The organism is Halorhodospira neutriphila, assembly GCF_016584055.1.
Lineage (GTDB): Bacteria > Pseudomonadota > Gammaproteobacteria > Nitrococcales > Halorhodospiraceae > Halorhodospira > Halorhodospira neutriphila.
On record NZ_NRSH01000072.1, the window covers coordinates 1 to 11684 of the forward strand.

The window sequence follows — 11684 nt, forward strand, 5'->3', positions numbered from 1 at the left end:
GGGACCAGATCGCCGCGATGGGGCGTGCGGCGGGGGCGGAGCGGGCGAGCCTGCACTTCGAGATCCGGATCGACGGCAAGGCGATCGATCCGGAGTCCTACTTGCCACCGCGCGATTGATCGCTCGCCGTCCAGGGAAATGGACAGGGAGGGCTTGCCTCAGGGCAGCTCCTCGGAATAGGGTGCCATTTGAGCGAAGTCAATTTATAACTATAACAGCTAGTAAAAGAACTGTACAAGAAATACGTACCAGATTCCATCGAGGATGAGCTGGAATCTTCTGGAGGGTGGCAATGGCTGTTACGAGTGAGAACCGTGTCGCGGTATGGCCCGAGGAAGAGCTGGAAGGAGTGCAAGAGGAGGGAGGCCTCCCGGCGGTCGCCGCCTCCGACGGGGAGCAGTCCCCGGAGCTGGAGGCGGAGCCGGAGGGCGAGGCGGGCCCCCGCGCCGGCTCGGCGCGGCGAGGGGAGTGCCGTACCGCCCTGGACGCGACGCAGATCTACCTCAACGAGATCGGCTACTCGTCGCTGCTGACGGCGGCCGAGGAGAAGGAGCTGGCCCGCCGGGTCCAGCAGGGGGACCAGGAGGCGCGGGCGCGGATGATCGAGAGCAACCTCCGGCTCGTGGTCAAGATCGCCCGCCGCTACACGAACCGCGGCATGGCCTTCCTGGACCTGATCGAGGAGGGCAACCTCGGCCTGATCCGCGCCGTCGAGAAGTTCGACGCCGAGCGCGGCTTCCGCTTCTCCACCTACGCGACCTGGTGGATCCGGCAGACCATCGAGCGCGGGATCATGAACCAGACCCGCACGATCCGCCTGCCGATCCACGTCATCAAGGAGATCAACCAGTACCTGCGGACCCAGCGCCGCCTCACCCAGACCCTCGACCACGAGCCGACGGTCCACGAGATCGCCGAGGCCATGGGCAAGACCCCCGAGGACATCCGCCGGATGCGGGGGCTCAACGAGGGGACGACCTCCGTGAACCTGCCCATCGGCAACGACTCGGACCGGGTCCTGCTCGACGCCCTGCCCGATGAGAGCGAGGTCTCGCCCGGGGACGCCCTGGAGGACCGTGAGGTCTTCCAGAACCTCGAGGGCTGGCTCGGCGAGCTCTCGGAGAAGCAGCGGGAGGTGCTCGAGCGCCGCTTCGGGCTCAACGGCTACGAGCGCCAGACCCTCGAGCAGGTGGGGGAGCGGGTGGGGGTGACCCGCGAGCGGGTCCGCCAGATCCAGCTCGACGCCCTGCGCCACCTCCGCGAGCTCATGGAGGAGGCCGGCTTCTCCCAGGAGGCCGTCTTCGGCTGAGGGGGCGCCGCCGGGCGGTGGGGCCTCGGGCGTGGGCACGCCGGGGCCGCGGGCCCGGGCCTGGGGGCAGGCCCGGGCCCGCTTGTATCCCGGTGGGGCTGCGGATGCGAGCGCCACGATCTGGTAAGCTGGCTTGGCATCAACAGGGGCGAGGTGCCATGACCGACAAGCTTCATATCCTGGTGGCCGACGACGCGAGCTTCACCCGCGACCTGCTCAAGAAGGGGATCCGGGGCACCTACCCCGGCTTCGTCCTCCACGAGGTCGCCAACGGCCGCCAGGCGATGAACAAGCTCAGCGGCGGCGGCTTCGACCTCGTCCTCTGCGACTGGGAGATGCCGGAGGTCAGCGGCCTCGAGGTGCTCGAGTGGCTGCGCCAGGAGGAGCACCTCGCCGAGCTGCCCTTCATCATGGTCACCAGCCGCGGCGACCGGGAGCACGTCGTCCAGGCGGTGGAGAAGGGGGCGAGCAACTACCTGGTCAAGCCCTTCACCAACGAGAAGCTCATCGAGGTCGTGACCAAGGCCCTGGCCCGCTCGCGGGGCATCTCGGCCAAGGCGCTCAAGCGCCTCGGCGCCGCCGATTCGCAGCCCTCGGCCAACGACTCGGCCTCGGTCCTCGCCGGGGGGCTCTCCGGGGACCTCGGCATCGCCGAGAGCATCCAGACGCGCGGCGAGGCCGCCTCGGAGCAGCCCAAGACGCGGGCCGTGCCCAGGCGCAAGGTCATCGCCCAGGTCCGCTACTCGGCCGGCACCATCGGCTGCCTCGTCAAGGAGATCGACTTCCAGCAGGCCGTCGGGATCATCAAGCGCCCCGAGCAGCTGCCGGCGCTCTTCGAGCCGGCGACCTTCGACTTCACCACCGAGGACGACCAGCAGACCTCCCGCATGAACGCCTACGTCCACGCCCTGCAGGCCGCCGAGAAGCGCCGGGAGGCGGAGTTCGTCCGGGTCACGCTGCGCTTCGTGGACGACGATCCGGAGAAGCAGTCGCACCTGGGCCACTTCTTTCAGACCATCGATGAGTGAGCATGCGCCGCCCCAGAGCGGGCGTACGGTAGGAGCCGGGATGGAAGAGGAGACGACGCTACAGCGGACCAAGCCGGATCCGGCGGAGATGGACGACAAGGCCCACCAGGCGGCGGCCTTCCTCAAGACCATGGCCAATGAGCGCCGGCTGATGATCCTCTGCCACTTGGTTCATCGCGAGCGCTCGGTCGGCGAGCTCGAGGGGCTCCTGCAGATGCGCCAGCCGGCGCTCTCGCAGCAGCTCGCGCGACTGCGCGAGGAGGGGGTGGTGGCCACGCGGCGCGAGTCGCGCACCATCTACTACCGGCTCGCGAGCGCCGAGACCGAGTCGCTGCTCGAGCGCCTCTACGAGCTCTTCTGCGCGCGCGGCGAGTAGCGGGGGCGGGCACGTACCGGCAGCCCCTCCGAGGCGAGGGATCGCCACCGGAGGGGGTGCCGCTCGGCTGCCGCGTTTAGGAGACGGGCTTCTCCTCGCGGAAGCCGAACTTGCGCAGCACCGGCATGGCCGGGCACCAGCCGGTGAAGGCCGACTGCAGCAGGTTCAGCCCGACGAGGAGGGTCAGCAGCAGCCAGGCATTGGTAAAGGCGATGGCGAGCAGCACCGAGAGGATCACGACGATCCCGGCGATCATGCGCAGCCCGGCGTTGACGGTCATGTTCTCGAGCATGTTGGCTCCTCCCTTGAGAGTGGTGATCAACAGCTAGAAACGGTAACGAATCCGGCCGTAGATGTTCGAGTCGCGCTCGAACTGGGCGTAGAAGGTGTGCGCCGCGTCGCCGCCGAAGAGGTTGCCGCCGAGGGTGTAGCTGAGCTGGTCCGAGACCCGGTAGCGCACGCTCGGGCGGAAGTAGTAGTCCTCGTCGGCCGGCGAGTAGTAGGTAAAGAGCGACCACACCAGGTTATTCCGCCAGACGGAGTAGGTCAGCCGATTGGTGATGATATCCCGGTACTCCTCCGGGCGATAGGGGGGGGCACCCCTGTAGCTCTCCTTGAGCGCCTCGTAGTCCTGGAGCCACTCCACGTAGTACTGGAAGCCGACGTCGAGGTTGGCGACGAGCTCCCAGGTGTAGCCGAGCAGCAGCCGGGCCTCGGAGTTGGGGGTGCGGGGGTCGTCGCCGCCGCGGTCGTCGACGGAGTCGTAGTAGCCCACCTCGGCGTTGGCGATGCCCGGGCCGAGGCGGTCGCGCACGCTCGCCCCGTAGGCGTTGAGCCGGGCGTGGGTGAGCTCGCCACCGCCCCGCATCTTGGTCGGCTGCGGGAAGAAGCCGCGGTAGGCGTAGCCGGCGATCTCCGCGCTGCCGATCCGGGTGGAGAGCCGGGCGGCGAGCTCGCCGTCCTCGGGGAGCTCGTCGGGGTCCTCGGCGGGCAGCGAGGCGGCCGTCTGCTGCCCGCTCTGGGTGTTGAAGTAGCTCAGCCGGTCGCCGTCGGGGTAGACGTCCGGCTCGAAGACCGGCGTCCAGACCAGGTCGAGGGTCACCGCGTCGCCGTACCACGTCCCGCGCACGGCGTCGGAGGGGGCCTTGAGGTACTCGCCGTCGCGGCCGGTGAGGAACGACTGCCAGTCCTTGGGGAAGAGGTCGTTGATGAAGAGCAGGTCCCCCGTGCCCCAGGTCAGCACCTGCCGGCCGACGCGCATGTCGAGGCTGTCGCCGAGCGGGAAGCTCACCCGCGCCTCGCGCACCTCGCCGCGGAGCTCCTCCTCGACCGCGTCGGCGACGCCGTCGGCCTTGAGCCGGTAGTCGAAGCGCTGCCAGCGGCCGCTGAGCTCGAGCTGCAGCCGGGTCTCGGCGAGGTTGTAGTCCTTGTCGAGGACGGGGTTGCTGCGGGTGTGGGCCCCGCCGGCGAGCTCGACGAAGCCGTTGACGTCGAAGGGCAGCCCCCCTTGCTCCTGGGCCCAGGGGTCCTCCCCCCAGCCGCCGTCGGACCACCCCTCGCCGCCGCCGTTGCCCTCGGCGGCGAGCGCCGGGCCCGCCGCCAGGGCGGCGAGCCCGGCCAGGGCGCCGACCACGCCCCCCCGGCGCGGGCCGGTTCGCTGGATCGCTGCCTTGTCCATGGCGCCTCCGTTAGCGGCTCAGCCACTGGCGGGGCGGATTGCGCAGGCTGCGATCGGAGAAGACGTCGGCGGGGATGCCGAGGTCGTACTCCTGGCCCCGGAACTGGACCTCGGTGTAGCCGCCCATCGACTCGTCCTCGACGCGCATGCGCAGGGGCGTGGGGTGGCCGTCGACGGTCTGGATGTTCGAGCTCTCCATGCGCCGGTAGACCTCGCCCGACTCGTCCTTGTACTCGGTGGTCATCGGCAGGTAGGTCTCGCGGTCGATCCAGGTGGTGTACGAGGCGAACTCGGCATCGGCCCCCGCCTTGGGCACCGAGCGCACCACGTAGTGCTCCTCGGTGGTGCGCACCAGCTCGTGGCGGTCGTCCTGGAGGTGGCGCCCGGAGACGTCCTCGTAGAAGACGTGGGAGCCGACGAAGCTGGTGCGCTTGTCGCCGGGGGCGATCCGCCGCTTGAGGTCCTGGTCCGGCAGGTAGAGCCAGCGGTCGTCGTCGCCGCCGGGGTGCTTCTCCACCAGGAAGATCACGCCGCGGTACTCCGAGGGGCGGCTGAAGGCGACGAGGAAGTCCTGGTCGCCGCCGTCGCTGCGGTCGCGGCGCAGGATGGTGAACTGCCGGGTCTGGGTCCGGCCCTGGGCGTCGACGATGCGCATGCGGGCCTGGGCGCGGCCGTCGTCGCCGGCGTAGTACGCCGCCTCGTTGGCCCGCTCGACGATCTCCGTGACGTCCGGCTGCTGCGCCGCCGCCGGCAGCGAGGCGCCGAGCAGGCCGAGCGCCAGGCCGGCGGCCCCGGCGATCCGGGGCGCGCGGTGGCTGCGGAGAAGTGCTGAGATGCGGCTCATGGTGCTACCTCCTGTCACGATTGGCCGGCCCCCCGCCTCACCTCGGCGAAGAAGAGCCCGGGCCGGTAGGCGATGATCGCCGGCAGCGCCAGCAGGGTGATCACCGCCGAGAGCGCCATGATGCTCGCCAGGAAGGTGCCGACGGTGATGTACGGCACCAGCGGGGCGGCGAGCAGGGGCAGGAAGCCGACGGCGATGACCAGGGCGTTGCGGGTGATGGCGCAGGCCGGCTCGCGCAGGACCTGCACCAGGGCGCTGCGCCACTCCCCGGTCTCCGCCAGGGCGGAGCGGGTGCGCTGGATGAAGTGGATGGCGAAGTCCACGGACAGCCCGATGGACAGCGACGAGAGCACCGCCACCGGCATGTCGTAGTTCTTGCCGACCAGCCCCATGACGCCGTAGATGAAGGCGATGGTCACCGTCAGCGGGGCCATGGCGAGCAGCCCCAGCGCCAGCGAGCGGAACAGCCCGATCATCATGACCAGGACCACGACGAAGGCCGAGAGGAGGGCAAGGAGCATCCCCTCGACCATCTCACCCTGCCAGACGAGGTTGATGTAGGTGGCCCCCGCCCAGTCGAGCTCGACCCCCTCCGGCGGCGGGTTCTCGGCGACGTAGGCGTCGACGGCCTCGACGACGCGCTGCATGTCCTGGTTGTCGCCGCTCGGCAGCTGCATCCAGACGTTGGCGGCGGTGTAGTCCGGCGTCACGAAGCGCCACAGGTCGTGGGGCCGGTGGGAGCTCTGGAAGCTGAGCAGCGCCTGGGCGACGCCCCCGGGCGTATCCGGCAGGCGGTAGTCCGCGGCGTCGCCGCTGATGAGCTCGCGGTTGATCGTCTTGACCAGGTCGGCGAGGGAGGTGGCCTTGCCGATATGGCCGTTCTCGACCAGGTGGCGCTCCAGCCCGGCGATCCACGCCAGCTTCTCCGGGTCCTGGAAGGCGCGGGTCTCGGTGCGCGTCTGCTCCACGGCGTCGAGCAGCCGCTCCCAGTAGGCGGCCCGGTCCGGATCGCTGAGGGTGAACAGCCGGTCGCTGATCGCCACCGCCAGCGACTCCAGCCGGGTGCCCAGGGGCCTGTCGCCGTCGACGTGCTCCCGCCACAGCCGCTGCCACCGCTCGCCGAGCTCGGCGTAGCCGGCCTCCTGCGCCTCGGCGGTGATCGCCCCGGCGCGCTCGCGCAGCTGCTCGCCCATCTCCCCGATGCCGGTCTGGCGCAGCCGCAGGTACGCCTCGTAGGTGCCGGCGAAGCGCTCGTTGAGCACCTGGTCGGCGACCCGGATGGGGTGGCCGGCCTTGAACCAGCGGGTGGGGTTGTCGTTGATCTGGATCTGGTTGATGCCGTAGACCGCGACGACGCTGAGCGCCACCAGGGTGCCGACGATCCAGTTGCGCCGCCGCCCGGCCCACTGCCCGCCGGCCTCGAGGGCCGCGCACAGCCGCGAGCTGTGCTCGGCGTCCTGGTCCTGGCGCACGCGCTGGGCCATCTTGTCGAGGGTCTTGCGCGGCAGGCTGCCGGCGTAGGCCGGGATGAAGGTCAGCGTCAGGATCAGGGCGATGAGCACGCCGAAGGAGATGAAGCCGCCGAAGACCTGGACCGGCGGGATCGGCGTGAACATCAGCGAGGCGAAGCCGACGGCGGTGGTCAGGGCCGTGAACAGGACCGGCTTGTAGAGCTGCTCCATGACGCCGGCCATGACGGCCCTGGCGTCACCGCCGGGCCGGTAGCGGTCGGCGAAGCTCGAGAGCACGTGGACCGAGGCGACCACGGCGATGGGCATGAGGAAGATGGGGATCATCGAGCTCATGATGTGCACCGTGAAGCCGGTGCCGATGAGCAGCCCCATCGTCGAGATCACCGTGGCCATCGCCAGCAGCATGGGGGCGAGGACCAGCGGGACGCTGCGGAAGAAGTAGAGCATCACCAGGAAGATGACCAGCCCCGCCAGCGGCGCCGAGATGCCCATCTGCTGGAACATCTGCACGCCGAAGGTATCCTGCGCCACGGGCTGGCCGGTGATGTAGAGCTCGTCCTCGACGCCGATGCGCTGCGCCGCGGCGCGGATCTCGTTGGCGACGCGGTGGCTGACGTCCTTGCTCTCGAGGGGGACGAGGATCCCCGCGGCGGTGCCGTCCTCGGAGGCGAGGGTGCCGCTGTACATCGGCAGCCGCTCGACGGCGGCGCGGATCCGGTCGGCCGCCTGCTGCGTCTCGGGCGGCCCGGGGATGAGCCAGTCGTAGTCGATGGTGCCCGGCGCGGCCTGCTCGACGTTGTCGACGGCGGCCATGGAGAGCAGGTCGCGCTCGATGACGCCGTCGATCTCCTCGATGGCCCGGGTCAGCCGGTAGTGGTCGGCCAGCGACTCGGGGTTGAACACCCCCTGCGGATCCTCCGCGTTGACCTGGCCGACGACGATCCGGTCGTGGAGGGTGAACTGCTTTTCGATATTCTCGTGGAGGACACGGGCCGGCTGGTCGTCCGGCAGCATGTTCTCCGGGTCGGTGTCGATGCGGATCTGCGGGATCATGGCGCCGAGCACGGCCACCATGAGCAGGATGGCGGCGAAGACCCAGCGCCGCCGATCGATGCACCACTGCGCGAGACGCCCTCCCATCGGGCCTCCTTCTCCAGATATTGTGGACTCTCAATATATAAGAGCCTACACGTATCACAAGATTTGCATCAATTGCCGGGGGGCTGCCTGCCCGGGCTGAGCTGTTAGACTGACAACACCCTACAAACAGAAAGGCTGCGACATGTCCGGCGCGACGGCGGATGGAGTGCTGCATTTCGAGCCGGCCCAGGCGGTGCGGATCATCGCCTGGATGCGCGTCTCCGCCGTCGTCGGGCAGCTGGTGACCATCCTCGTCGTCCACTACGGGCTGGGCCTGACGCTGCCGCTCGGGCCGATGCTGCTCGCCGTCGCCGGGCTCGCCGCCTGGAACGCCTTCGCCTTCCTGCGCCTGCGCAACGCCGCCGAGCAGATCACCCAGTCCGAGGTGCTGTTCAACCTGCTCGTCGACGTCGGCGAGCTGACCGTCCTGCTCGGGCTCGCCGGGGGGCCGTCGAACCCCTTCGTCTCGCTCTACCTCGTCCCCGTGACCCTGGCGACGGTGGCCATGCCGGCGCGCTGGTCGCTGGTCGTCGCCATCCTCTGCATCGTGCTCTACGGCCTGCTGCTGGCCCTGTTCCTGCCCATGGAGTCGCCGCACCCGGTCATCGGCGGCGACTTCGACCTCCACCTGGTCGGCATGTGGGTCAACTTCGTCGTCGCGGTGTGGATGATCACCGTCTTCGTGCGCTTCATGGCCTCGGTGCTGCGCCGCCACGACCTGCGCCTCTCCCGGGCCCGGGAGAACACCCTGCGCAACGAGCAGATCGTCGCCCTCGGGACCGTGGCCGCCGGCGCCGCCCACCAGCTCGGCACGCCGCTGTCGACGATGTCGATGGTGGTCGAGGAGCTGCGCAGCGAGCGCAGCGACGACGAGGAGCTGCAGGAGGACCTGGAGCTGCTGCGCTCCCAGCTTGCGGTCTGCAAGGAGACGCTCGAGGATCTCAAGGAGGCCGGCGCCGCCGGCAGCGGCGCCGAGAACGCGCGGACGGTCTCGCTGCGCCGGCACCTGGCGCGGATCATCGACACGTGGCGGCTCATGCACCCGAAGATCGAGCCCAGCGTGACCTTCGAGGAGCCGTTCACGGACATCGAGCTGACGCAGGAGCCGACGCTCATGCACGCCCTGCTCAACCTGCTCAACAACGCCGCCGAGGCCTCCGTGGAGAACGGCTGCAGCGGCGTGGACGTGCACATCAGCAGCGACGGCCGCGCGCTGGTGCTGGTCATCGACGACGAGGGACCGGGGCTCGACTCCGAGCGGGTGCGCCACGCCGGCCGGGTGGTCCAGACCACCACCAAGCCGTCGGGGATGGGTATCGGCCTGGTACTGGCGAACGCCACCGTGGACCGCTACGGCGGCCGGGTGACGCTCATGGGGGCCCCGGACGGGGGCACGCGGACCCGGGTGGAGATCTCCCTCAAGCGGTTGCGCTCCGGGAACAACCACGCCGCCTGAGGGCGCTCTGCGCGGAGACGGCATAAGGAGGTAGACCATGCTCAATGGGCCATCGATCCTCATCGTGGACGACGATACGACCTTCTCCTCGGTGCTCGGGCGCTCCCTGTCGCGCCGCGGCTGCGAGGTGGACTCGGCGGAGGATCCGGAGACGGCGATGCAGAAGGCGCGCAGCGCCAAGCCGGACTACGTGGTCCTCGACCTCAAGCTCGGCGAGCACTCGGGGCTGAACCTCGTCGAGCCGCTCAACGAGGCCCTGCCCGAGGCGCGCATCCTGGTGCTGACCGGCTACGCCAGCATCCCCACCGCCGTCGAGGCCATCAAGCTCGGCGCCTACAACTACCTGCCCAAGCCCACCGACGCCGAGACGGTGCTCGCCACCCTCGAGGGCAAGCCCACCGCGGAGCCGGAGAAGCCCCCGCAGAAGCCGATGTCGCTGCGCCGGCTCGAGTGGGAGCAGATCCAGCGGGTGCTCAACGAGCACGACGGCAATATCTCCGCCGCCGCCCGGGCCCTGGGGATCCACCGGCGGACGCTGCAGCGCAAGCTCAGCAAGAAGCCGGTCAAGCAGTGAACAAGGCCGCCGAGGTGACCCCGCGTTGACCACCCCTCCGCTCATCGAGCTCGCCGGTGTCGCCAAGCGCTACCGCGAGGGCGACGCCGAGCGCACGGTCCTCGACGGCGTCGACCTGCGGATCGCGCCGGGCGAGGCCGTGGCCGTCGTCGGCCCGAGCGGCTCCGGCAAGTCGACGCTGCTCAACCTCATCGGCGCCATGGAGCCGCCGGACGCCGGCCGGCTGCGCGTCGCCGGGGAGGAGCTCAGCGGCCTCGGCGAGACCGGGCGCACGCACTTCCGCCGCCGGCGGCTGGGCTTTATCTTCCAGCAGCTCAACCTGGTGCCGACGCTGACGGTCCTCGAGAACCTCCTCCTGCCGCTCGAGCTCAACCGCCGCCTCGACACCGCTGGCCGGCGCTACGCCGCCGAGCTGCTCGAGCGCGTGGGGCTGGCGCAGCGCGCCGGCAGCTGGCCCGAGCACCTCTCCGGCGGGGAGCGCCAGCGGGTCGCCGTCGCCCGCGCCCTGGTCCACGGCCCGCAGCTGCTGCTCGCCGATGAGCCCACCGGCAGCCTCGACGGGGAGACGGCCCGGGGGGTGCTCGAGCTCTTCGACGAGCTGCGCCGCGAGCGGGCCATGGCCGCGCTGCTCGCCACCCACAGCAGCGAGGTCGCCGCCCGCGCGGACCGGATCGTGGAGCTGCGCAGCGGCGCCCTGCGGGAGGTCAGCGCGGCTTGCTCCTGACCCGCGCGGGGCTGCGCCACCACTGGCGCCACCCCTGGCAGTCGGCCCTGGCGCTGCTCGGGGTGGCGCTGGGGGTGGCGGTCTTCGTCGCCGTGCAGCTGGCCAATACCTCGGCCGAGCGGGCCTTCACCCGCTCGGCCGAGGCGCTCTCCGGGGCGGCGACCCACCGCATCCAGGCCGGCAGCGCCGGCCTCGACGAGGCGCTCTACGCCGAGCTGCGCCGCGCCGGCGTCCGGCCTGCGGCGCCGGTGGTGACGGGCTTCGTCACCGGGCCGCAGGGGCGGCCGCTGCGCCTGCTCGGCGTCGACCCCTGGGCCGAGGCGGGGGTCCGCGACAGCGTGGCCCGGGCCGCCCTGGAGGTGGACCCGGCGGCGTGGCTCGGCGCCGGCGACCGGGCGGTGCTCTTTACCGAGGACGCCCGGCGGCTCGGCCTCGAGGCCGGCGACGGGCTGCCCGTGGAGATCGCCGGGCGCCGCGAGGCGCTCACCGTGGCCGCCGTGGTGACGCCCCGGGACCCCCTGACGGCGGCGGGGCTCGACGATACCGTGGTCGTCGACGTGGCCACGGCGCAGCGCCTGCTCGATCACCGCGGCCGGATCGACCGGATCGACCTGGTCGCCCCCGCGGGCGAGGCCGAGCGCCGGGCCTGGCGGGCGCGGATCGAGCGCCGCCTCCCCGCCGGGGCGGTCCTGGCCAGCGCCCGGGGCAGCGCCGCGGCCCTGGACGAGATGACCGCCGCCTTCCGGCTCAACCTCACGGCCTTCAGCCTCCTGGCGTTGCTCGTCGGCGCGCTGCTGATCTACAACGCCATCGCCTTCTCCGTGGTCCAGCGCCGGCCGCTGCTCGGCCGGCTGCGGGCCGTGGGCGTCTCCCGCGGACGGCTCTTCCGCGGCATCGTCGCCGAGGGGCTCCTGCTCGGCGCCCTGGGCACCGCCGCCGGCATCCCCCTGGGCTACGCCCTGGCCGAGCTGCTGCTCGGGCTCGTCACGCGGACCATCACCGACCTCTACTTCGTCCTCAGCGTCACCGAGGTGGCCCTGGCCCCGGGGGCGCTGAGGACGAAGTAGAGGTCGGTGATGGTCC

11 protein-coding genes are annotated in these 11684 nt (G+C 70.8%); 7 read left to right on the plus strand and 4 right to left on the minus strand.

The genetic code is table 11. The features are described 5' to 3' along the window. Positions 1 to 349 precede the first annotated feature (349 nt). The 3 genes from rpoS to CKO13_RS07485 all read left to right on the plus strand — a co-directional run bounded on the left by rpoS (position 350) and on the right by CKO13_RS07485 (position 2713). On the plus strand, positions 350 to 1309 hold the full coding sequence (rpoS, locus tag CKO13_RS07475; RefSeq protein WP_338034601.1) for an RNA polymerase sigma factor RpoS: 960 nt from the start codon (positions 350 to 352) through the stop codon (positions 1307 to 1309). A 158-nt stretch (positions 1310 to 1467) separates the two neighbouring features. Then, positions 1468 to 2337, plus strand: coding sequence for a response regulator (locus CKO13_RS07480; RefSeq protein ID WP_200258918.1), 870 nt, complete (start codon positions 1468 to 1470; stop codon positions 2335 to 2337). 40 nt (positions 2338 to 2377) lie between these two features. Beyond that, a complete protein-coding gene (locus CKO13_RS07485; protein ID WP_200258921.1) occupies positions 2378 to 2713 on the plus strand; it encodes an ArsR/SmtB family transcription factor in 336 nt (111 codons plus the stop codon). A gap of 76 nt (positions 2714 to 2789) precedes the next feature. On the opposite strand, the gene CKO13_RS07490 is transcribed toward CKO13_RS07485, so the two are convergent. Genes CKO13_RS07490 through CKO13_RS07505 form a run of 4 tightly spaced genes read right to left on the minus strand, consistent with a single transcriptional unit; the run spans position 2790 to position 7847 of the window. Next, a complete protein-coding gene (locus tag CKO13_RS07490; RefSeq protein WP_200258952.1) occupies positions 2790 to 2993 on the minus strand; it encodes a YgaP family membrane protein in 204 nt (67 codons plus the stop codon). 45 nt (positions 2994 to 3038) lie between these two features. Next, positions 3039 to 4391 carry a DUF1302 domain-containing protein gene (locus tag CKO13_RS07495; RefSeq protein ID WP_200258924.1) on the minus strand — a complete coding sequence of 451 codons (1353 nt, stop codon included), beginning with the start codon at positions 4389 to 4391 and terminating at the stop codon, positions 3039 to 3041. Between the two features lie 10 nt (positions 4392 to 4401). After that, positions 4402 to 5235 (minus strand): outer membrane lipoprotein-sorting protein, encoded by an 834-nt coding sequence (locus CKO13_RS07500; RefSeq protein WP_200258927.1) that lies wholly within the window; start codon positions 5233 to 5235, stop codon positions 4402 to 4404. Between the two features lie 14 nt (positions 5236 to 5249). Next, complete coding sequence (locus CKO13_RS07505; protein WP_200258935.1) at positions 5250 to 7847, minus strand: efflux RND transporter permease subunit; 2598 nt, start codon at positions 7845 to 7847, stop codon at positions 5250 to 5252. Between the two features lie 142 nt (positions 7848 to 7989). Here CKO13_RS07505 and CKO13_RS07510 point away from each other — a divergent pair, with 142 nt between their 5' ends. The 4 genes from CKO13_RS07510 to CKO13_RS07525 are packed head-to-tail and all read left to right on the plus strand — an operon-like array spanning position 7990 to position 11668. Then, on the plus strand, positions 7990 to 9303 hold the full coding sequence (locus tag CKO13_RS07510; protein ID WP_200258938.1) for an ATP-binding protein: 1314 nt from the start codon (positions 7990 to 7992) through the stop codon (positions 9301 to 9303). A gap of 37 nt (positions 9304 to 9340) precedes the next feature. Beyond that, positions 9341 to 9877 carry a response regulator transcription factor gene (locus CKO13_RS07515; RefSeq protein ID WP_200258941.1) on the plus strand — a complete coding sequence of 179 codons (537 nt, stop codon included), beginning with the start codon at positions 9341 to 9343 and terminating at the stop codon, positions 9875 to 9877. Between the two features lie 25 nt (positions 9878 to 9902). Then, positions 9903 to 10601 (plus strand): ABC transporter ATP-binding protein, encoded by a 699-nt coding sequence (locus CKO13_RS07520; protein WP_200258944.1) that lies wholly within the window; start codon positions 9903 to 9905, stop codon positions 10599 to 10601. Further along, positions 10592 to 11668: an ABC transporter permease gene (locus CKO13_RS07525; RefSeq protein WP_200258948.1), complete on the plus strand. Its 1077-nt coding sequence runs from the start codon at positions 10592 to 10594 to the stop codon at positions 11666 to 11668. The genes CKO13_RS07520 and CKO13_RS07525 overlap by 10 nt, the downstream gene beginning before the upstream one ends. Positions 11669 to 11684 lie beyond the last annotated feature (16 nt).